At 61.7% G+C, this 22,703-nt stretch carries 9 protein-coding genes and 3 pseudogenes; 3 read left to right on the top strand and 9 right to left on the bottom strand.

What is annotated here, in order from left to right; translation table 11 throughout:
• Nucleotides 1–274: 274 nt before the first annotated feature.
• The 4 genes and pseudogenes from ACNJYA_RS10430 to ACNJYA_RS10415 all read right to left on the bottom strand — a co-directional run.
• A pseudogene (locus ACNJYA_RS10430) lies at nt 275–466 on the bottom strand (transcription termination factor Rho); the annotation flags it as partial.
• Complete coding sequence (locus ACNJYA_RS10425; protein WP_439402778.1) at nt 433–591, bottom strand: hypothetical protein; 159 nt, start codon at nt 589–591, stop codon at nt 433–435. The gene ACNJYA_RS10425 and the pseudogene ACNJYA_RS10430, both read right to left, overlap by 34 nt.
• Nucleotides 588–1,760 (bottom strand): integrase catalytic domain-containing protein, encoded by a 1,173-nt coding sequence (locus ACNJYA_RS10420; RefSeq protein WP_439402777.1) that lies wholly within the window; start codon nt 1,758–1,760, stop codon nt 588–590. Before ACNJYA_RS10420 ends, ACNJYA_RS10425 begins: the two co-directional genes overlap by 4 nt.
• 119 nt (nt 1,761–1,879) lie before the next feature.
• Nucleotides 1,880–2,307, bottom strand: a pseudogene (locus ACNJYA_RS10415) (ATP-binding protein); the annotation flags it as partial.
• Between the two features lie 591 nt (nt 2,308–2,898).
• Here ACNJYA_RS10415 and ACNJYA_RS10410 point away from each other — a divergent pair.
• On the top strand, nt 2,899–3,129 hold the full coding sequence (locus tag ACNJYA_RS10410; protein ID WP_439402776.1) for a hypothetical protein: 231 nt from the start codon (nt 2,899–2,901) through the stop codon (nt 3,127–3,129).
• Nucleotides 3,130–3,194: 65 nt separating this feature from the next.
• Here ACNJYA_RS10410 and ACNJYA_RS10405 read toward each other — a convergent pair whose 3' ends face one another.
• Nucleotides 3,195–3,371 (bottom strand): TraM recognition domain-containing protein, encoded by a 177-nt coding sequence (locus tag ACNJYA_RS10405; protein WP_439402775.1) that lies wholly within the window; start codon nt 3,369–3,371, stop codon nt 3,195–3,197.
• 14 nt (nt 3,372–3,385) lie between these two features.
• On the opposite strand from ACNJYA_RS10405, the gene ACNJYA_RS10400 reads away from it, so the two are divergent.
• Nucleotides 3,386–3,556: a hypothetical protein gene (locus tag ACNJYA_RS10400; RefSeq protein WP_439403535.1), complete on the top strand. Its 171-nt coding sequence runs from the start codon at nt 3,386–3,388 to the stop codon at nt 3,554–3,556.
• Between the two features lie 425 nt (nt 3,557–3,981).
• Here ACNJYA_RS10400 and ACNJYA_RS10395 read toward each other — a convergent pair.
• A pseudogene (locus tag ACNJYA_RS10395) lies at nt 3,982–4,074 on the bottom strand (type IV secretory system conjugative DNA transfer family protein); the annotation flags it as partial.
• 587 nt (nt 4,075–4,661) lie between these two features.
• Here ACNJYA_RS10395 and ACNJYA_RS10390 point away from each other — a divergent pair.
• Nucleotides 4,662–5,087 carry a hypothetical protein gene (locus tag ACNJYA_RS10390; protein ID WP_439402774.1) on the top strand — a complete coding sequence of 142 codons (426 nt, stop codon included), beginning with the start codon at nt 4,662–4,664 and terminating at the stop codon, nt 5,085–5,087.
• Between the two features lie 2,466 nt (nt 5,088–7,553).
• Here the strand turns inward: ACNJYA_RS10390 and ACNJYA_RS10385 are convergent.
• The 3 genes from ACNJYA_RS10385 to ACNJYA_RS10375 form a co-directional block, all read right to left on the bottom strand.
• Nucleotides 7,554–7,859 (bottom strand): hypothetical protein, encoded by a 306-nt coding sequence (locus tag ACNJYA_RS10385; RefSeq protein WP_439402773.1) that lies wholly within the window; start codon nt 7,857–7,859, stop codon nt 7,554–7,556.
• A gap of 707 nt (nt 7,860–8,566) precedes the next feature.
• The gene (locus tag ACNJYA_RS10380) at nt 8,567–8,752 is read right to left on the bottom strand and encodes a hypothetical protein (protein WP_439402772.1); all 186 of its coding nucleotides are present in this window, start codon (nt 8,750–8,752) and stop codon (nt 8,567–8,569) included.
• 676 nt (nt 8,753–9,428) lie between these two features.
• Nucleotides 9,429–22,580, bottom strand: coding sequence for an amino acid adenylation domain-containing protein (locus tag ACNJYA_RS10375; protein ID WP_439402771.1), 13,152 nt, complete (start codon nt 22,578–22,580; stop codon nt 9,429–9,431).
• Between the last annotated feature and the right edge of the window lie 123 nt (nt 22,581–22,703).

Below are 22,703 nucleotides of genomic sequence, written 5' to 3'. Positions count from 1 at the left end.
TTGGACCCCGCTGGTCCGAGCAAGCCGCTCGCGAAGCGCGCCCTCCAGAGCGCCGTAGCGAGCGAGCGGCTTGCGGTGATTCGGCGAAGCAACACGTGGGATTTAGACAGCGAGGGAAGCTTGGAACGATAGTATGGTTTCGGTGCTGCTGATGAGCTGTCGAGCGACCTTTGATCGCCAATTCTTCACCAACCGCTGCACCGTACGCCGCCGATGGCCACTGAACTGACCCGACGCATGCGCTGCCAGCCGGGAGAGGAGATCGACGGCGGACAAGTGCGGAGCCGCGGCGAGCCATTCCTCGATCATGGGAATGTATGGGTCGAGCATCGATGGCCGACACGATCAGATAGCATTCGGGATGATTGTGGGTGATCGAGTGCGCGATGTTCTGCATCAGCACGGTCTTACCGGTCCGCGGCGGCGCCACGATCAATGCGCGCTGACCCTTGCCGATGGGCGCAACCGTGGCGCAGGTTTGCGCCGCACATAGCGGCGCCGATGAATGCCGCGCTGCTCACCCTGCTTCCAACCGTCGCCGAGCTCTCGGGCAAAGGCGGTCAAGTCGCTTTGCACCGGCGCGACGGTCATGGCTGGCTTTCCGGCCCCTGATCAACACGCTTGCCCAGCTCATTTTGAGCGTCCCTCATCTGTGCCAGCAATGCCACCGGATTAAGCGTGCGGTAAATCTCACGCAGCCGACGTTTGAATGCCTCGTTGAGATGCGGGTGGACCAATGCTCTTTCGTACGGTGTAGCGGGAGGAAGATAACGCTTGATCACCTTGGCACCTTCGCGGTGCTTCTCCTTCAGCTTAAACGAGGGCTGGAAGAAATTGATGTGCAGCCGTGCCGCGGCAAACAGGCGAGCTAATGAGCGAGCGGCATCAATGCCTTCAAAGCGCCCGTAGCCCACCAGGCGTCGAACCATAGCTCCGTTCTTCTGTTCAACGAACGCTTGATCGTTCTTCTTGTAGGCCCTGGAACGAGTGACTTCGACATCGTGAGAACGGCACCACGACACGACCGTGTCGTTCATGAAGGCGCTGTCGTTGTCAAAATCGGGCCCGCAAACGGGCCAGGGAAATAGGTTCTGGGCGCGCTCGAGGGCCTCGACCACAAGCGCTGCTTCACGCACAACGAGCGGAAAGCATTCGGTCCACCCCGTTGCGACATCCACCATTGTTAGCGCCTGAATGAAGGCCCCGGATACGGACATGCCGCCGTGCGCAACCAGATCCGCTTCGCAGTACCCCGGCGGAGGTGATCCCCAGTCATTGAATGTACGCACCGGGACTTGCCGCCGTACGGCACTGGAAAAGCCCGCCCGCCGTCGGCGTCCTCCGGCTGCTGCGATCCTTACGTCGCTCAGCAGGCGATCGATCGTCGCCGCGCTCACCCTCAAAACCTTAGACCGCTCATCAGCAGAAAGCTTCAATCTGCCGTGCCGTTCAAGAGCCGGAAGCAAGAACGGGATCATCGCGACCAGCCGCTTACTGCAAAGCCGGTCAGACGAGTCCCATAGCACAATCAGTGCCAAACGAATGGAAGCTCCGTAGGTCCGGGCCCGCCGCCGCGGCACGGCCGATCCCGATGCCCCGTCCGCTGACAGCGCTCGGATCGCGTGCTTGCGATGCCATCCCGCAACGGCGCACAGCTCGTCTAGGATCCGTCCCTTCTCGAGCCGCCCGCTTGCCCGATAACGCTCGGCCAGCGCTGATGTGATCTCGCGCTTTGTGCGCATGCTGATCTTCCCTGCCATAGCCGCCACCGAACTGATTCGGCAGCTCCGCCTCAGACACGACAGGGAAGTTGTCCGGTAACATTTTTAGCGAGGCAATGCGCCCCTTTGCGTCATGAAGAACTGCCCCCACCTCGGGTTCATGATGTCGGTTGAAGGTTGGCTCCGCCGCTAGCGGGACGGAGGGAGGCGGAGCCGACCGGAGGGCCGTCAGCGGCGGGCGGCTCGATGAGGCCGCTCTTTCGCTTGGCGCCGAGCCGGTAGCTGTCGCCGCGGGATGGTCAGCACGTGGCTGTGGTGCAAGAGCCGGTCGGGATGGCAGTGGCGACGACCGGATCGGCGAACACGGTGCCCCATTCGGCAACGCTGCGGTTCGACGTGATCAGCATGGCGCCGGTTTCGTAGCGACGATGACCAGCTGGAAGAACAGATGCGCCGCGTCGGGCTCCAGCGGCAGGTAGCCGAGTTCGTCAACGATCAGCAGCTTTGGCTTCGCCAGCGCGAGCAGTTTCTCGTCCAGGCGCCGCTCGCCATGCGCCTTGGCCATGCCAGCGACCAGGGTCGTCGACGGCTGCCCGCCGAGCGGCTTCAACCGGTGTGCCTCGTCACGCGCAAAGCGAGCGATCGGCGCCTTGCCGTTCGTGCCGTGGATACGCACGTTCGCCACCTTACGCTCCCACTCGGCGAGATGCACCTCGAATGCCACCCAACTCGCGAAGGAATGCCCCGCGATCGCATTCTTGTTCACGTAACCGTGCCATTCGCCGTCTTGCTCCTTGATCATCTTCGCGAGGCCGACCTTACCGGCAATCGGGTAGACGAAGTTCTCTGTCTTCACCAGATGGTTCGTGCAGCAGCTTTCGCTGGTCTTCTGGATGAGGTCGCCAAACTTGTCCGTGATGGTGAAGGTCCACTCGTTCTGCCTTTGGCGGTCGAAATTGCCGGTCAGGTTGAGCGTGACAAGCGAGGTTAGCGGCGTAGGCCGGATCAGGTTGGCCATCGGATCGATGTTGTTGGTCTCCAGACCGGTCAGATCGTAGTAGTAGGCGATGCCAATCCCGTAAATGAGTTGAACAACGGTGCGCGCGAAGCCCGTCAGTTGCGACGGGTCGAACGTCGTTATCGCTTCAGGATGGTCCCTCAACCACAAGCCGATGGCGTGGGAACGATCGTCGACCTGTTCTTGTTTTCGTTATTTATTGGTTTTGCTGGTCAAGAAGCCAATCGTTGCATCGATAACCGCCTGCCGGGCCTCGCAGCGTACCTGCCTGGCTATATTCGAAGCGGATATGTGGGCGTAATCATCCGTGACCGGACTGAGGGCACAGCCGCCAAGGCCCACCCCCAGCGCGACGACCAGCAACCGACGACGGTCTCGAAAGCTTCTTGAACGCATGCCATCCCCCATGGTGCCGCTGCAAGCAGGTTCGCGATGGGCATCGAGCGCCTAAGGGCTCAATTCTCAAGCACAGTAGCCGTCGCGTCAATTCGCCTCGGACGAGCGCATCGATTCGAGCCTCGATGGGAGGACGAGAACCACAGCCGGACGCCCGCCGAAGCATGGATCTGGATCGCATTGCGGAAGTCGGCGAAGTGACCGAGCGACAAGAATTCGTCGAGGATGAAGAGCACCGGGATATCCGGCTTTGGTTATCCAGCATGGCCTCCAGCGCCTGCTTGAGCAGAACCTTCACGAACTGCTCAAGCAGGTTAAATGGCACGGTGATGTCGGCGGTCGCGAGCCGGTCCTTGAGGCTGGCGAAGTCCACGTCGTTGCGGTCGGTCGCCGCAAGCAGGGCTGGACCGCTCCAAAGTGAGAGTTTGCTGTGCAGCGTATCACCAAGGTTGGGCAGGCCACGTTCGCCGGATTTACCGAGCGCGTTATCTGCGGCCTCGCGGACCGCCAGAAGGTGCGACCCGGCCAACTTGCGGGCGATGTTCTTGAAGTGGTCCAACGGCGCGGCGGTTGCCTCGCGGACGGTGCCCAGGTTGCGGCGGCGCCCAGGGGCTGAATCCAGAATACAAACTCCCTCAGGAAACCGACGACCACGTCATTGAAAAATACCTGCCCGTTGGGGTCGCGAGGAAACATCAACTTGGCCAATCGGGCCTCGTGCTGGGAGCGGATGCGGGCCAGCCGGTTAAACCCATGCCTGGGAAATGTACGGGTGACAGAGTTGGTCCCGCCATCGAACGGGACGATCCGGTAGACCGGCCCCACCAGCGCGCGCCAGCCGGAGGTCTCTTCATAGAGCTCGCCCTCGGGGTCGAGCACCACCGCCCTCCCCAGATAGCGAAGCAGGTTCGCTATGACGGTTCCTACCGACTTGCCCACGCGCGTGGGCACGAGCGTCAGCAGGTGACCATGGCCGTCCCAGTGTACAAACCCGACCGGCTGCCGGGCGCTCTCTCCGAGGAACGTCCCCAGCAGGATCGAGGACGGGTTGTCGAAAGCGTCGCGTCCCTTGAGGAAACCCCCAAGGTCACTGGGATTGCGTTTGTTGGCAGGTTCGAGGATGGCGTCGTAGCTGCGGCCGGAGGTGATCGCAGCTGCAACTGCCTCGGCGGTCTTGGCATCGTACTCCTATTCGATCTGGCGCCGCACACGGTCCGCCTTGACATGGCGACCGAGCTTCCAGCCCGCCCTGCCCCTTCTGCCGGCGGAGCGGAAGACGCCCAGCTCCTTCGAGAAAATCGAAGGGTTTACTTAACGCCAACGCTCCACAACCGAGGGCCGAGCCTAGCCGCAACCCTGTGGCCTACACAACTGCTAAGTGTGCCAGTATTTTGCGGGTTGGAGGCCAAGAACAGCGCACGCGCATGCCGCTAACATGGGTTTTCGGAGGTGGCGCGTGCCGCGTTGGGGATAACGGCGAGTGCGCCAGGGGAGACCCTGAAGCGCGCTCAACCGTGCAGGGCTCTATGCCGAAGAACACGCTGGCGGTCGAGGCCACGGTCGGCTACCTGGTACCGGTCGGCACCGAACTCGGCAATACTGGGCCCGACGGCCTGCGTGTCTTCACCAACTACACGCGCATTTTCGGCGAGTTTAACGGAAGCAATGTGAACCCGGTGGGAGGGTATCGTTCGAGTTGTGCCAATGCATTCGGCGGCGTCAAAGCGGCCAGGTCTTATAATGTCAGCAATTACACTCACCTAAGGCGCCATCGGTGGCACGTTATCCTATGGCAGCGTACCAAGCTTTACCAAGCTCGCCATCGGCGCGACAGTGACGGGTGGGATTCCTCTCAATCCGTTGGGATGGCGGCATCCAGTAGATGCCAACGCCGACGCTACACTGATAGGCTATACCCGTTGAAGACCGCCGCCAACTTTGGTGCGCGTTGATGAACGGACCGGCCGACCTAGAGGAAAAGGTTCTCCAGCGACTGCGATACCGCGGACCCTTCCGATCGCCGCATCAAGCTCTTCGATCAGATCTTCCCGGTTTGCCTCTTTTCTGGCGTTTATGGTCTCAAATGAGCGCTGACCTCCTCGCCATGCCTGGACCGCGACGTGGGGGCCTGCTTCTAATGGTCTGGGAGTGTCTTAAGCTTGAGCCCGCATGCTGCGAGGTCGTGTTGCGCCAAGTAGGCGATGGGCCTGCACGTAGGTGCTCGCAGCCGATGGATTGGTAGGGCCTCCCGATCTCGCAACCGCAGTTGACTTCAACACGTCGAAGCAGCAGTTAGCCGGCGGGATTATGACAGCAAACCTGCACATGCTCTGGTCGCTGACGACGCTAAGGACGTTCAGTCGAAGAGCCGCCCAGCACCGGGGTGATGCTTCGCGGGGAGCACCCGCGCGTTCGAGGCGCTAACCCCAAGACCAGAGACATTCCGCCCCCCGGATTGACCAACAAATATTTTGAACCTGTAATAAACTCCGCGTTTTGCAAGCTCAGGTCGATATTCGCGAGTGCTCGGCCCGAAGCTCTCGGGCGAAAGCGATCAGGCGCGATGCGGAGCTTAGTTGGGGGCTGCCGGGCGGCCTGAGTGGAGTTGCTCATGAGTACTGAGCGGAATCCCGACCCTGTGATCTTGTTGTTCGCGATTGCCGTGATCGTCGCCGCCTTCGCGGCATTCGTCACGACGTTTGAGGGGGTTGGGAGCACCACAGCTAGTCGCGAGGCTCCCTCCGGGACCACGGGGCTGGGCAAGCCTCGGCCACCTCTTGAGCGGGCACCCGGCCAATAAGAGTAAGGACCCCGGAACCGACAAAAAGTGTCCATCCTTGTGCTGCGGAACCCGCAACCTGGCCCAGTCGACCAACTTTCGAATGAAGCTGACTCGAAACCAAAGCGAAAGTGACACGCAACGACAACCCCTCTGGTATCAACCGGTCCTTCCACGCTTTACTCTGACCTCTTTTTAGCTTGTACGATCCTACCTCCGGTTGCATACTCTTCCCGCTTTCGCCCGATATTGTTTCAATAGTTGTTGTTCGAGGTAGTAATGAGTAATCGACGTCAGGTTTACAACTATTCGGCTATTCTACGTCAACGGGTCGAGGGGCTGATCGCACTATTTGGGGAACTGCAGGCGCTCCGGCGACGCCTGCGAGCCGCTAACGCGAGAAGGATTGGTCGGCGTATCCAGAAGGCCGGGCGGAGAAGAAGAGTTGTTCGGCGGTGATAGCTACCGTTCAATGCAACGATCGCCCGTCCCCGCTTCGACATTGATACGAAGCCGGGGCCAGGTCGCTTCACGAGGAGCTGCCGTCTGCAGCAATTGGCCGGAACACCGAAGCATTGGAGCAACAGTTCCCGGCACTTTGACCAGTGCGCGATTCTTAATTTGCGACGCGGGGGCAACTCCTACCTGCTATCTGTACGAAGCAGACAGAATCGGGCGGGAATGATTGTACGCGCGAAGCCTAGATTTGCCCCTTGGCTGCTTAGGTGTGCGCGAAAGGTCATCCCCGGCGGGGCGTTTTTCCATGTGCGGTTATTTGCGATCGTGCTTCGTCAGCCTCGGTTCTTTTTGAGACCACTTCAACGGCTTCTGCATCCGCCAATCCTCTCGGGGATCTCTGATGCTGCGTCCGATCTTGTTCCGGTCACCGCGGTCATGTCGGCAGCCCCTATCTCTGCGCAGGCCCCATCGGCCCCATCCCCAGCCAAGTCGATGTTGAGCAACTTCTCGCGGCCGAGCCGGCAAACGATGTGACGACTTCGTCCGAGCCTCCGAGCATGCCGATCGGCTTACGCTCGCGGAGGCTGACAACGAGGCGGCGAGCCGGGTGGCAACCTGGTTTGGCGCACTGCTGGGGATGCTCTCCATCTTAAGCTCAAGCCGCTCGCTTTGCCACTCGGTGAGATTGCGATGCTGAAGCGCGCTACACTGGGCAGGATACCTGACGCGCCGGTGTGACGGAAGAGTCCAGGCGGCGTTATAGCCGAGTGGCCACACGTACAAAGGTTCCGCGCTTCTGCACTTACTTTGGCGCTGCATTACACGAACATTCGACTAGGATGACAGGCTCCTTTGGGATGGGACTGTCATCATGCGGTACAGAGTGCTGGTGGTGGACAGCAGCAGGCGAGTGATATGCGCGGCGAAGCTCGACTGCGTCGACGAGGAGGCTGCGAGATGTCGGGCCGAGCAAATGTATGGCGAGCACGACGTAGAGCTTTGGGAAGGGGATCGGCTCGTTGCCGTTTTCCCAAGCGCAACGTCGCATGAGGATCGAAGCGACCGCTTGTCGTGATTAGGGGGTCCGCCACGCCGCCAAGTTTGCGTGTGTACCCAGTGCGCGGCCGAACAATGATGCCCGATTACAAAAAAAGCGATCCAGCCAATCTCGCAATTGCAGTTAATGGACGTCTCGGTCCAACTCTCGCAACAATCGATGCAGGAAGTCGCTGGCGTGGTTGTATTGTGCGCCGCCATCCAGGATCTGATGAGCGAGTGGTGACATTATGTTGCCAACGACTTCAGGGCCAATCAGCTCGGTCCGTAACGACCATAACTCCAGCAGCCCGTCCGGGATGTGGTCGCTCGATCCAAATAGCTTCAGGAGCCGGGCTTCGGCGATACCATTATGATCATGGTGGGCCTTGGCCGCATAAAAGGCGAACAAGCCACGAAAGGCGTCACGGGAAACGGAAGGCTTAGCCATCGCAATGTCCCCCACAGAATTCTTCAATGAATTTGCTTAGCTGAACGGAAGCTATTCCCTTGAAATCCGCACACGACGGAGATTCTACAACGGACCGTGAAAAAGCGGCAAGCCCTTAATCCATGTCAGATAGGACGTATTGAAACCAGGGTTTGTTCATCTTGTACAAAGTTACCGTTGTTAGCGTACGGTTCACACTCAACGAAACGTCTGCTTTCAGGTGCATGGTGCTCTCGGCGGCTCCGGCGCGGTGTGGCGCTCAGCCGCCGCCGGAATAGCGCCCTAGACTACCATGACCATTCCAGCTAGCGCCTAAGGCATGACGAAGGGAGGCCGACTCCAGCGCAGTCAGGTCCCGCAATACAGGCGGTCTGAGGAAGCCAGAAGACCGTTCCAGATCTTTCGCAGACCACGAAGAACAAGAGTGCAGAAATCAGCAGGACTTTGCTGTCGGTTAAACCCTGCAACAAACGAGGCGGGACCATCGCTCGGTCGGCGCGACGGCTCTTCAGCAGCAGGCTCCGCCAAGATGCGCTTCGCTTCGGGTCGAGGGCTCGGAGAATGCGTTGCCGTCTCCGGTCAGGTTCATCATCTCCAGTTCGGCGGTGGTAAGTTCTCGATGACGGCCTTTCACGCGCGCGAGAACTTCCGCATTACTCAGGAGCATGGATTTTGATCGGCCGACATACGCGGTGCAGCTTAACCGCTTACTTCACGCCGTCGACGATCCAGTTCCAGCCTTCCCGCTTTATTTCTTTCCGAGGAATCGCGATAGCTTCCTCGCTCCGGTAGTACCAAGCAGTGGTGTCGGAATTGGCTCGGCCGTCGATCGTCGTTTCCGGAGCGGGCTTGCTGTCGAGCTGGAGCACCAGGGCTTGTTGGTTCGGCAGCAACGTGAGCTGGTGCGTTCCTTGATTGGGAGGCGCAGCACTTCCCATACGGAGGTGATGACGCCAGAGCGCGATGCTGCGCGGCCCCCGCTTCAATCGTGACGGTGTTGCCGAAGCAATTGGTTGATTGAAACGTCCAGCCTAGCTCTCGCTCAAAGTATAGCCGTGAGCAATTAAGGTTACACGCGCACTGATGTGAAGCCCTAGGGTACCCGTAAATTCCCAAGTGCACGCAAGCAGTCATGCTCGTTAATTGGTGCTGATTGGACGGCCACACCATGAAGAAGTCAAAACCGAAGCAATGGGCCGAGCAGGAGGTCCGAACACTGGTTACGCTAGCTCGGAAGGGAGTTGGCGCAACCAAGATAGCTGCTGAACTGGGCCGCTACGCTGGCTCAGTAAGGCGAATGGCACGGGCAATAGGGATAGTGTTGAAGAAGTAGCCGTCCGAATGCGCGGGAGAAAGGATGATTTAGCTGATACACTAGACCTTCGGTTTAGGCCGCCATAAAATTTTGCCTGCCTACCATGCTGGACTGCGAAGCTAAGCCGAGCTACGTGGTCCATAGTTCTGCGGCCGCAATCTGCCATCTTTGGTATCTACTTCAGATGCGGCATCGGCAATTTGTGGCTCGAGACCAAACTTCGAACCTGAGCCTTCGGAGAACATTCTTTGACTCTATGCAACAGCCCTGATCAAGGCCGTTGAAATGGCTTGAGCCAGAACTTGGCGGTTTTCGGGATTGCTCACCATTGTCACGTGGTTGCCTGGAACAGGTACCGTATGGATGGCCCCCGCATTCACGACCAGGTCCCAGCCAAGCTTTGGTAAGTTTGCATCGCGATCAGTTTGTTTGTCAGGCGGTGCCCAACAACCGAGAGGCTCAGTGGCATAAAACTGATGTATTTGAATGGGGAGCCACGGAATGCGATACGATCGTAGCGCTTGGTAAAATCTCGCTGCCCTTTGATACATCGAAAGGTCACTGTGGAGATCGTGACCTGCAGGTAACGCTCCTATTTGCTGCGCCTTTTCAAGCAACTCAGAGATGGAACATTGTTCCGTGTCGCGTTCCAAAACCTCGCGATGTTCATCGCGCAAGGTTCCACAACGATCCAAAACAAATTCTCGCGCCAAATTCTTCAGTAACGCGTTTGAATAAGCCGCAGGTAGACTAACATCGAGGAACGCCATGAATGACACGGCTTCATCAATACTCAGTAACCGCTCGGCAATCGCATAAGCGAGGATTGCACCTGACGAGTATCCAGCAAAGCGGTATGGGCCACGTGGCTGGATCTTTTTGATCGCAATGATCAGCTGCGCGGCCATCGCCTCAAGGGTTGGCGGACAAACGTCATCGAAAGGGGGCCAGGGGAGAACGTAGACCGAGCAGTCTGCGTCCATTTCCGCAGCCAGAGCGAGGACATACGAACAATCTCCAAAACCTGTGGGGACGAAGAAGAGCGGAGGCTGGGATCCGGTCGCACGAACGGAAATCGCCCCCGAGTTACTGGGCTGCACCTGCAAACGAACCCTCGATGCAAGCTCCTTCAGAATAGGGACTCGGAAGAGGTCGTTGGCGCTAAAACTCAACCCAAGGTTTAGCGCTTGGCTGAGCAGCTGCACGGCCAGGAGCGAGTGGCCGCCCAGTTCGAAGAAGTGGTCGTTGCGCCCGATGCGCTCGACACCAAGGAGCTCGGCCCAGATCCGCGCCAGCGCCGTCTCGACCGCACCTTGCGGCGATTCATAGGCCGCCAGCGCATAGGCCTGATCGGCCGGCGGCGGCAGCGCGTTCCGATCGAGCTTGCCGTTGACCGTCAGCGGAAGCGCCGCCAGCTGCACGAACGCGCTCGGCACCATGTAGTCCGGCAGCCGCGCACTTAAGTGCGCGCGCAACACGCCCGCAAGCCCCCCTCCATCGCCCTCGCCCGAGCCGGCCTCGGGCGCGCAGACCACATAGGCGATCAGATGCTTGTCGCCGCCGCCGTTCTGGCGCGCCACCACCACCGCCTCGCGCACCCAGGCGTGCTCGCAAAGCCGCGCGACGATCTCGCCCGGCTCAATGCGGTAGCCGCGGATCTTCGCCTGGTCGTCGTTACGGCCCAGGAACTCAAGATTGCCGTCGGGCAGATAACGTGCAAGGTCGCCGGTCCGGTACAGCCGATCGCCCTCGACAAAGGGACTGGCGATGAACCGCTCGGCGGTCAGCTCAGGGCGGTTCAAGTAGCCCCGCGCCACCCCCGCCCCGCCAATGTAAAGCTCGCCCACCGCACCGAACGGCACCGGCACGCCATAGCCATCCAGCAGGTACACCCGCGTGTTGGCAATTGGGCGCCCGATCGGGACCACCGACCCCTTGAAATCAGCCGGGCAATTCCAGAACGTCGCGCAGACTGTCGCCTCGGTCGGGCCATAAGCGTTGACAATTGATGCTGGGGTCAGACTTCGAATGAGTTCGGGCTTCGGCAGCTCTCCAGCAAGAATGAGAACTTGCGCTGCCAAACCTTCGAGATCCTTGCTTGTCTGAAGCAACGCGGGTGGTAATGTCGCGTGGGTGATGGCCTCGCTTCGGAGATAATCCGATAGCTTGTTACTCGCTTGCCGGATCGCTTCCGCAGGCAAGTGCAACGAGGCTCCGGAGCCAAACGCCATAGCAAGCTCCCAAGCGCTTGCATCAAAAGCAATGGAGGCGAACTGCAGGACTCGGCTGTTGAAAGAAGCGCCAAAGAGGCCAACCTGAGCCGACAGCAGATTGACCAACCCCCGATGCTCGACCATGACCCCCTTTGGGGTTCCGGTTGATCCTGAAGTGTAGATCACATAAGCGAGATGGCCCGATGTGAGGCCAAGCGTCCGCCGGTCAGGGTCCGAAGCCGGCCGTTCGGCCCAGGCTGTGGCCGTATCCAGATCAATGACCGTCACATTGGTCAGCACCTCGGGACGGAGTGCTGCGCGACCAGCGAGATCGCAAAGCAGCAGCCGCGGCGCGGCATCGTCAACAACCTGCTGCAGCCGCTCGCTGGGATAGGCTGGGTCGAGCGGCAAATAGGCACCGCCCGCCTTGAGGATCGCCAAGATACCAACCACCATCGCCACGCTGCGTTCGAGACAGATCGCCACCGGCTGGTCCGGCGTGACCCCGAGCTCGATCAGATGATGCGCCAGCCGGTTGGCCCGCGCGTTGAGCTCGCCATAGCTCAGCCGCTCGTTCTCGCAGACCAGCGCCACCGCCTCCGGCGCCTTGTGCACCTGCGCCTCGAACAGCTCATGGACGCACAGCTCCGATGGGTAGGCCTTCGCCGTCCGGTTCAGGCCCTCCAGCAGATAGGTGCGCTCCTCGGCCGGCAAGATGTCGAGCTCGCGTACCGGCGTGTCCGGGGCATGCTCCAGCGCCTTTGCCAGTTGCTCGAGCACCCGCTGCATGTAGCCGCAGATCCGATCCGCCGAGATGGGCTCCGCCACCTGCACAGTGAGGCCCAGCGCCTCGCCAAAATCCTCTACCGACAGGGTCAGCGGATAGTTGGTGCGTTCCTCCCCAGACAACCATTGCATACCCGACAAGACATCATCCGCCCCGGAGCCGGGCACAACCGGCGCCTTGTTGTGACGATAGTTCAACAACGTGCTGAACAGCGGCGCCGACGCCGCAACGGCGCTGCAGCGTTGAGCCAGCGCCAACGAGGCATGCTCATGTGCCAGCAGCTCGGCCAGCCGGGCGTGCGTCGTCCGCACGCTCGCCTCGACGGCGGTCTGATCAAGATCAAGTCGCAACGGCAGGGTGTTGATGAACAGCCCCATGGCGCGGTCGGCGCCCGCGCTGCCCTGCAGGCGGCCCAACAGCACCGTGCCGAACACCACCTGCTCGCGGCCGCTGCTGCGCGCCACCACCTGCCCCCACGCCAGATGGCACAGGCTCGCCAGACTCACGCCCAGCCGGCGGGCCTGTTCCACCAGCCGCGTACGGAGCGCTGGCGGCAGCATGCGATGCGCCTCACAAACCCCACCGCCGTCGCCTCGCACTTCCCTCAACTCGAAGGGCGTGGTCGGTTCGTCGATGTCGGCCAGCAGCTCCCGGAAGAAGGCTTCATCCGCCTTGGCATCACCGCGTAGATGTGCCTGCGCCACCAGATTGCGGAATGGCTGCGGCGCCGGCAGTTCATGCTCGCGCCCCTCCAGCTCGGCCCGGACCTCGGCATGCATCACATCCCGCGTGGTGTGATCCCCGATCAGATGATGCTGCAGCTCCAGCAGCAGCCAGCGCGTGCTGCCGGGCTCGGGCGCGATCACAAACCGCAGCAGTGGCGCCCGGCCAAGGTCGATGCGGTGCCGGCGCGGATCAAACCGCGCCCTGAGCTGCTCGGCGCCAGCGCCATGACCGCCATCGAGCTGGACTTCGATCACCTCCAGTCGCGCTTCCCGCCACACCACCTGGGCCGGCCGCGACAACCCCTCCCAGACGAAGGAGGTACGCAGGATGTCATGCCGATCCACCACCCGCTGGACCGCGGCAAGATAGCGCTCGAGCAGCCCACGCTCGGCAAACGCCATCTGCGACACCAAAAGGTATGGATCGCCCTTTGCCGCTAACAAATGATGGAACAGGATGCCGTCCTGCAGCGGCGACAGGCGGTAAATGTCCTGGATGTTGCAAACCCCGCCGGGTACCGTGGCGATGATCCGGTCGATCTCATCCTGCGCCAGCTCGATCAGGGGCAACATCTCCGGCGTTATCGCCGCACTCCGCTCGGTGATCAGATTGCCCGGGACTGCTACTTCGTGATGGCGACGCAGGCTTGCGGCCAGATCCGCCAGCACCGGCTTGACGAACAAGGTGCGCACCTCGATGCCCAGTGAGCGCCGCCGCAGACGCTCCATCATCTGCACCGCCAAGAGCGAGTGCCCACCCAGTTCGAAGAAGTTGTCGTGCCGTCCGACCTGCTCCAGCCCCAGCAGGTCGGCCCAGATCTGCGCCAGCACCGTCTCCATCTCGCCCTGTGGCGGCGCGTAGGTCCGGCGCGCATACGCCTCGTCGCCCGGGGCCGGCAGCGCTTTTCGATCGAGCTTGCCGTTCGGAGTCAGCGGAAGCGCCGCCAGCCGCACGAACGCGCTCGGCACCATGTAGTCCGGAAGCCCCGCACTCACATGCGCCCGCAAACCGCCGGCGAAATCAGATTCCTCAGCTTCTGCGGCAACGACATACGCAACGAGGCGCTGCTCGCCGCGACCATCCTCGCGCGCCACCACCACTGCCTCGCGCACCCAGGCGTGCTCGCAAAGCCGAGCGACGATCTCACCCGGCTCGATGCGGAAGCCGCGGATCTTCACCTGCTCGTCGTTGCGCCCTAAAAACTCCAGATTGCCGTCCGGTAGGTAGCGTGCCAGATCGCCGGTCCGGTACAGCCGGTCGCCGTCCACAAAGGGACTGGGGATGAACCGCTGGGTTGTCAGCTCAGGGCGGTTCAGGTAGCCACGTGCCACCCCCGCCCCACCAATGTAAAGCTCGCCCACCGCACCGAACGGCACTAGCGCGCCATAACCATCCAGCAAATAGATCCGCGTGTTCGCAACAGGGCGGCCAATCGGGACAATGGCCTCATTAAACTCAGCCGGGCAATTCCAGGCTGTAACGTCGATCGCAGCCTCAGTCGGACCGTATAGATTGTGCAGGCTCGTCCAAGGCAATACGCGCCGAACCCTATGCGCACTGGCGGCAGGGAGCGCCTCGCCGCTGCATAAAACTCGCCGCAGCGACGTGCAGCGATCAACACTCTTCGCATCCATAAAGCTGACCAGCATGGATGGCACGAAGTGAACCGTCGTGATGTCCAGGCTGACGATCAAGTCGACCAATGCATCGGGATCTCTATGCGCACCAGGCGGGGCCAGTACAAGGGTTGCTCCTTCAAGTAACGTCCAAAAGAACTCCCAGGCCGAGACATCGAAGCTAAATGGCGTCTTCTGCAACACGACATCAGTTGCCTTGAGACCATAGGCCTTTTGCATCCAGGTCAGGCGATTGACGATAGCCCGATGCTCATTCTGTGCCCCTTTGGGCGCGCCCGTGGATCCCGAGGTGTAGATCACATAGGCGAGATTGCGGGAGGTCAGGCTGAGCGCGCGCGGGTCAAGATCGGCTTCCGGCAGGCTGGTCCAGGCTGGCGCCGCAGCATCGAGTTCTACCGCGCTCACATCGGCCGGCACATGCGCGCCCAAGGCTGCACGGCCGGCCACATCGGTCAGCAGCAGGCGGGGCACCGCATCGTTGAGCACCTGGCGCAGCCGCGCCGATGGATAGGCAGGGTCCAGCGGCACATACGCCCCGCCAGCCTTCAGGATCGCCAAGAGCCCCACCACCATCATCGGACTGCGCTCGACGCAGATCGCAACCGGCTGGTCCGGCTTGACCCCGAGGGCGATCAGGTAATGCGCCAGGCGATTGGCCCGCGCATTGAGCTCGCCATAGCTCAGCCGCTCATCTTCGCAGACCACCGCCACCGCATCCGGCGTCTTCTGTACCTGCGCCTCGAACAGCTCGTGAATGCAGCGCTCCGCAGGATACGGGGCCGCCGTCCGGTTCAGCTCCTCCAGCAGATACGTCCGCTCGGCGATTGGCAGCAGCTCAATCCGGCGGACCTCTTGCTGCGCATCGGCAGCCATCGCCCGCAGCAGCGCCATCAGATAACCACGCTGCCGCTCCATCGTCGGCTGATCAAACAGCGCCGTCGCGTAACCAAGAGTTCCGGCGATCCCCTTTCCATGCTCGCCAAGGCTCAGCTCCAGATCGAACTTGGCCTGATCAATCTGCTCGCCGGCAGCTTCCACACTCAGTCCCGGCAGGTCCAATGACCCAACCGCGTTGTTCTCCCAGACCAGCATCACCTGCAACAACGGCGTGTGATCAAGAGCCCGGGGCGGCTGCACGATCTCCACCACCTGCTCGAACGGCAGGTCCTGATGCTCCTGCGCAGCCAGCACCGTGCGCCGCGTCCGCTCCAGAAGCTCCGACACGCTCGGTTCGCCCGATAAGTCCAGCCGAAGCGCCAGGGTGTTGACGAAGAAGCCGATCAGCTCTTCGATCTCGCGGTGCCCCCGATTGGCGCTCGGCACGCCAATCACAAGATCGTCCTGCCCCGACAGACGCGACAGCACCGCCGCCCAGGCCGCCAGCACCGTCATGAACAACGTCGTACCATGCTGCAGGCTCAGCCGCTTCAGCTCCCGCGTCAGATCCGCATCGATGAGGATCGGGACCGCCGCCGCGGCAAACGACTGCTGGGCAGGCCGCGCATGGTCCGTCGGCAAAACAAGACGGGCCGTGCCTGCAAGGGCCTTGCGCCAATACTGCGCCTGCTTCTGCAGCCGCTCCCCCGAGAGCCATTGGCGTTGCCAGGCGGCGTAATCCGGATACTGGATCGCAAGCGGCGGCAGAGGATCGTCCTGCCCAGCCTCGAATGCCCGGTAAAGTTGGCTAAGTTCACCTAACAGCAAGCCCATCGACCAGCCGTCCGAGACGATGTGATGCTGGGTCAGCAGGAAGACGTGCTCCTCGTCGGCGATGCGGATCAGCCGACCGCGGATCAGCGGACCGCGCGCAAGATCGAACGGCGTGCGCCCCTCTTCATGGCACAGATCCAAAAGTGCCGCTTCCGCATCCGATCTCTCCCGCAGATCTTGCTCAAGTATCGGCAGCCCCGCATCCGGCGGCAGAACCTCAACCCGAGGCTTGCCCTGCGTCGCGACAAAGACACTGCGCAGCGCCTCGTGACGCGCAAACAGACGGTCAAGGCTGCGCTGCCAAGCCCTGCGGTCGAGCAGCCCGCGCAGTCGCAAGGCTAGCGGAATGTGATAGTTGGTGCTGCCTTCGTGAAGCTGCGCCAAAAACCATAGCCGCTGCTGCGCAAACGACAGCACAAGCGGCTCATGCCGCGACACGGTTGCAATCGACGGCAGCTGTTGCGGACCGGAGCGGCCCAACAGCTCCACGATGCTGGCCGCCAGGTCAGCCAGCACTGGCCTTGCGAACAGCGTCGACAGCGGCAGTTCGACCCCAACCGCCTGTGACAGCCGGCTTGTCATCTGCACGGCCAGGAGCGAGTGGCCGCCCAGTTCGAAGAAGTGGTCGTTGCGCCCGATGCGCTCGACACCAAGGAGCTCGGCCCAGATCCGCGCCAGCGCCGTCTCGACCGCACCTTGCGGCGATTCATAGGCCGCCAGCGCATAGGCCTGATCGGCCGGCGGCGGCAGCGCGTTCCGATCGAGCTTGCCGTTGACCGTCAGCGGAAGCGCCGCCAGCTGCACGAACGCGCTCGGCACCATGTAGTCCGGCAGCCGCGCACTTAAGTGCGCGCGCAACACGCCCGCAAGCCCCCCTCCATCGCCCTCGCCCGAGCCGGCCTCGGGCGCGCAGACCACATAGGCGATCAGATGCTTGTCGCCGCCGCCGTTCTGGCGCGCCACCACCACCGCCTCGCGCACCCAGGCGTGCTCGCAAAGCCGCGCGACGATCTCGCCCGGCTCAATGCGGTAGCCGCGGATCTTCGCCTGGTCGTCGTTACGGCCCAGGAACTCAAGATTGCCGTCGGGCAGATAACGTGCAAGGTCGCCGGTCCGGTACAGCCGATCGCCCTCGACAAAGGGACTGGCGATGAACCGCTCGGCGGTCAGCTCAGGGCGGTTCAAGTAGCCCCGCGCCACCCCCGCCCCGCCAATGTAAAGCTCGCCCACCGCACCGAACGGCACCGGCGCGCCATGGCCATCCAGCAGGTACACCCGCGTGTTGGCAATTGGGCGCCCGATCGGGACCACCGCACCCTTGAAATCAGCCGGGCAAGTCCAGAACGTTGCGAAGGTGGTCGTCTCGGTCGGGCCGTAGCAGTGAATGAGACGTACGGGGCCCTTTTCTTTTAGCAATCTCAGAAACGAGCCAAGATCGCTGCGCTCACCCCCACAGAGGAGGTGCTTCAATTGCGCCAACGTCGGAGCGATCGATGATGTATATTGATTGAATAATGCTGTTGTTAGAAACAGTGACGTCACCTGGTGCTCTTCAAGCGCCCGGGCAAAACTAGGAGTATCCCTGACGGTGGCGGCATGCATGGCAACAATGCAACCACCATTAAGCAGCGGTGCCCATACTTCGAATGTGCTTGCGTCGAAGGCGGGATTGCCAGCCCATGCCACCCGATCTCCTGCATTGATCTTCACATACCCACTGTTGATCACGAGCCGGTTGACGGCACGATGAGGAACAACAACTCCTTTGGGAAGCCCCGTGGAGCCCGAGGTGTACATGACGTAAGCGGCAGTTTCAGCGCTCAACGCCAGCCCAGGATCGGAACTAGATCCCGCTCCAGCTATGAGCGCCTCAGTAGCCAGAACGGGTATCCTCGCCTCAACCAGACCATCCCCGCAGAGTACCAAGCGTGCAGCACAATCGGCCATCAGCAATTCTTGTCGCGCCGACGGAAGGGCGCGATCGATCGGTACATACACGCCGCCCGCCTTTAGAATAGCCAGCTGCGCCACCAGAAGAGCGACGGAGCGGTCCAGCACTGTGGCAATGCGATCCCCAGGCTTGACCCCGAGGGCGATCAGGTGATGCGCGAGGCGGTTGGCCCGCGCATTGAGCTCGCCATAGCTCAGCCGCTCATCTTCGCAGATCACCGCCACCGCATCCGGCGTCTTCTGTACCTGCGCCTCGAACAGCTCGTGAATGCACCGCTCCGCAGGATACGGGGCCGCCGTCCGGTTCAGCTCCTCCAGCAGATACGTCCGCTCGGCGATTGGCAGCAGCTCAATCCGGCGGACCTCTTGCTGCGCATCGGCAGCCATCGCCCGCAGCAGGGCCACCAGATAACCACGCTGCCGCTCGATCGTCGCCCGATCAAACAGCGCCGTGGTATAAGCCAGCGTTCCGGCGATCTCCTCGCCATGCTCGCCAAGGCTCAGCTCCAGATCGAATTCGACTTGATCAATCTGCTCCCCGGCAGCTTCCACACTCAGTCCCGGCAGGTCCAATGACCCAACCGCATTGTTCTCCCAGACCAGCATCACCTGCAACAACGGCGTGTGATCAAGAGCCCGGGGCGGCTGCACGATCTCCACCACCTGCTCGAACGGCAGGTCCTGATGCTCCTGCGCAGCCAGCACCGTGCGCCGCGTCCGCTCCAGAAGCTCCGACACGCTCGGTTCGCCCGATAAGTCCAGCCGAAGCGCCAGGGTGTTGACGAAGAAGCCGATCAGCTCTTCGATCTCGCGGTGCCCCCGATTGGCGCTCGGCACGCCAATCACAAGATCGTCCTGCCCCGACAGACGCGACAGCACCGCCGCCCAGGCCGCCAGCACCGTCATGAACAACGTCGTACCATGCTGCAGGCTCAGCCGCTTCAGCTCCCGCGTCAGATCCGCATCGATGAGGATCGGGACCGCCGCCGCGGCAAACGACTGCTGGGCAGGCCGCGCATGGTCCGTCGGCAAAACAAGACGGGCCGTGCCTGCAAGGGCCTTGCGCCAATACTGCGCCTGCTTCTGCAGCCGCTCCCCCGAGAGCCATTGGCGTTGCCAGGCGGCGTAATCCGGATACTGGATCGCAAGCGGCGGCAGAGGATCGTCCTGCCCAGCCTCGAATGCCCGGTAAAGTTGGCTAAGTTCACCTAACAGCAAGCCCATCGACCAGCCGTCCGAGACGATGTGATGCTGGGTCAGCAGGAAGACGTGCTCCTCGTCGGCGATGCGGATCAGCCGACCGCGGATCAGCGGACCGCGCGCAAGATCGAACGGCGTGCGCCCCTCTTCATGGCACAGATCCAAAAGTGCCGCTTCCGCATCCGATCTCTCCCGCAGATCTTGCTCAAGTATCGGCAGCCCCGCATCCGGCGGCAGAACCTCAACCCGAGGCTTGCCCTGCGTCGCGACAAAGACACTGCGCAGCGCCTCGTGACGCGCAAACAGACGGTCAAGGCTGCGCTGCCAAGCCCTGCGGTCGAGCAGCCCGCGCAGTCGCAAGGCTAGCGGAATGTGATAGTTGGTGCTGCCTTCGTGAAGCTGCGCCAAAAACCATAGCCGCTGCTGCGCAAACGACAGCACAAGCGGCTCATGCCGCGACACGGTTGCAATCGACGGCAGCTGTTGCGGACCGGAGCGGCCCAACAGCTCCACGATGCTGGCCGCCAGGTCAGCCAGCACTGGCCTTGCGAACAGCGTCGACAGCGGCAGTTCGACCCCAACCGCCTGTGACAGCCGGCTTGTCATCTGCACGGCCAGGAGCGAGTGGCCGCCCAGTTCGAAGAAGTGGTCGTTGCGCCCGATGCGCTCGACACCAAGGAGCTCGGCCCAGATCCGCGCCAGCGCCGTCTCGACCGCACCTTGCGGCGATTCATAGGCCGCCAGCGCATAGGCCTGATCGGCCGGCGGCGGCAGCGCGTTCCGATCGAGCTTGCCGTTGACCGTCAGCGGAAGCGCCGCCAGCTGCACGAACGCGCTCGGCACCATGTAGTCCGGCAGCCGCGCACTTAAGTGCGCGCGCAACACGCCCGCAAGCCCCCCTCCATCGCCCTCGCCCGAGCCGGCCTCGGGCGCGCAGACCACATAGGCGATCAGATGCTTGTCGCCGCCGCCGTTCTGGCGCGCCACCACCACCGCCTCGCGCACCCAGGCGTGCTCGCAAAGCCGCGCGACGATCTCGCCCGGCTCAATGCGGTAGCCGCGGATCTTCGCCTGGTCGTCGTTACGGCCCAGGAACTCAAGATTGCCGTCGGGCAGATAACGTGCAAGGTCGCCGGTCCGGTACAGCCGATCGCCCTCGACAAAGGGACTGGCGATGAACCGCTCGGCGGTCAGCTCAGGGCGGTTCAAGTAGCCCCGCGCCACCCCCGCCCCGCCAATGTAAAGCTCGCCCACCGCACCGAACGGCACCGGCACGCCATGGCCATCCAGCAGGTACACCCGCGTGTTGGCAATTGGGCGCCCGACGTGCGGCATCTCGGGCCAACATGACGGATCATCAGCAAGGCGGTGCTCGGAAATGACGCTGATTTCCGTCGACCCATATTGATTGATCAATCTCGCGTTGGGGTGTGCTTCGAAGAACGCCCTCAGCGGTGGAGTGGTCTGCAATCGCTCGCCGGCTGTGTAAAGCTCTCTCAAAGAAGGCAGCTGCACGCGCTGCACGTTCCAGACTTCCGCAAAATGGTTCAATGCGACGAATGGAAGGAAAAGCCGCTCGATCGCCTCCCGCTCCACAAATTCCAGCAGGTCGGCGAAGTGCCTCCGGGTCTCTTCCCGCAGGAGCACAAGCCCTCCGCCGTCCTTCCAACAGATGAACAATTCCTGGCAGGACACATCGAAATTCAGGGTCGCAAATTGAAGTGTGCGCAGTTTTGACGAGCTAATCCCCGCCAGCGAATTCACAAGCGCGCCGTGGGACATTTCCACGCCCTTTGGGATTCCCGTTGAGCCGGAGGTATAGATGACATAGGCAAGATGGCGCGATGTGAGGCCAAGTGTGCCGCGGTCCGGGTTCGAAGGCGGCCGCTCGGCCCAGGCCAGGGTCGCCCTCTCCAGATCGACCACGGTCACATCAGCCACGGCCTCGGCGCCCAGTGCGGTTCGACCGGCGACATCGCACAGCAGCAGTTTCGGTTTTGCGTCGTCAACGATCTGCCGCAGCCGCGCTGACGGGTAAGCCGGATCCAGCGGCAGATAGGCGCCACCGGCCTTCAGGATCGCCAAGACAGCAACCACCATCGCTAGGCTGCGTTCCACGCAGATCGCCACCGGCTGGTCAGGCTTGACTCCGAGCTCGATCAGGTGATGCGCCAGCCGGTTGGCCCGCGCATTCAGCTCGCCATAGCTCAGTCTCTCCTTATCATGGACCACCGCCACCGCTTCCGGTGCCTGTTGCACCTGCGCCTCGAATAGGTCGTGGATGCATCGTTCAAACGAACAGGGCGCCACCGTCCGATTCAAAGCCTCAAGTAGATAGGTGCGTTCGTCGGTTGGCAGAATGTCGATTCCGCCGACAGACTGCCCCACATTGGCTATCACGCCGCCTAACAAGGCTTGCAAATGCTGCGTCATGCGGTCGATCTGCTTCGGCGCCAATCGAGCGGCATCAAAATGCCAGCGGAAGCTCCCATCCAGAGCGCGAACCTCAAAAGTCAGCAAATCGCCGCATAAGGCTTGGCCGGCTTTGTGGCTCGTCGTCAGATCGTCAGCAACGGAACCGCTCTCTGTCGTGATTGCAATGCCAATCGGCCAAGGCTTGCGCGACCGTAACGCCTCCACCCATCTCAATGTTGGGCAACGCGCGATAAGATCCCGGGCAAAGCTAGCGTGCGTCCTCAGCTGAGCGACTTCGGCCGCTACGGTTTTGCGCAATTCTTCAAAATCATGAGCAAGCTCAATGCAAACATCCATCGGCACGACGGAGGCGATCAACATCTGGGCGAGCTTGGAGCCAGCTTGCAATCCATCACATACAGGCTTCCATCCCAGTTGCAGTTGTTTCTCTCCCGTGATCCGAGCGAGATAGATCAGCCAAGCCGTTACCAAATAATCCGAGCGATCATGTGCGGATAGTTTGGCCAAGGTGCTCAGGCTGGACCACGAACTCGACTGCCATCGTGAAGGCGCTGCAGCCACGAACGATGACAGGAAAGGAAATTGTAATCTTCTAAACTGCCGGAGCCGCTGCCACCAAAACGCCTCCAGAGGCACTAGGAATTCATGTGCGGCAATTATGCTCTGCACCTGTTCATCGCTCGCGATAGGAAGGCGACTACCTTGCTCCACATTGAAGCGCCTGGCCAGGGCTCGCGCGTCCAGCATCTGCCCCTCGGGTTCGCCAAAGCAAACCTCTACATCCTCTGTCCCCGTCGCTACACGCCAATGCTCGGCATCGACTTCAACCAGGGAGCCTGCCGGAAGGCCCGAGCTCCGAGACAATATCTC

The organism is Bradyrhizobium sp. BLXBL-01 (genome assembly GCF_051853025.1).
GTDB lineage: Bacteria > Pseudomonadota > Alphaproteobacteria > Rhizobiales > Xanthobacteraceae > Bradyrhizobium.
The sequence above is the reverse complement of the archived record's forward strand: the minus strand, read 5'-3'. Positions and strand labels throughout refer to the sequence as shown.

Excerpts from the sequence above, each read along its gene's own strand:
- ACNJYA_RS10385 (WP_439402773.1), bottom strand. The coding sequence starts at position 7,859 with ATGGCTAAGCCTTCCGTTTCCCGTGACGCCTTTCGTGGCTTGTTCGCC.
- ACNJYA_RS10425 (WP_439402778.1), bottom strand. The coding sequence starts at position 591 with ATGACCGTCGCGCCGGTGCAAAGCGACTTGACCGCCTTTGCCCGAGAG.
- ACNJYA_RS10375 (WP_439402771.1), bottom strand. The coding sequence starts at position 22,580 with ATGCTGGACGCGCGAGCCCTGGCCAGGCGCTTCAATGTGGAGCAAGGT.
- ACNJYA_RS10390 (WP_439402774.1), top strand. The coding sequence starts at position 4,662 with ATGCCGAAGAACACGCTGGCGGTCGAGGCCACGGTCGGCTACCTGGTA.
- ACNJYA_RS10420 (WP_439402777.1), bottom strand. The coding sequence starts at position 1,760 with ATGGCAGGGAAGATCAGCATGCGCACAAAGCGCGAGATCACATCAGCG.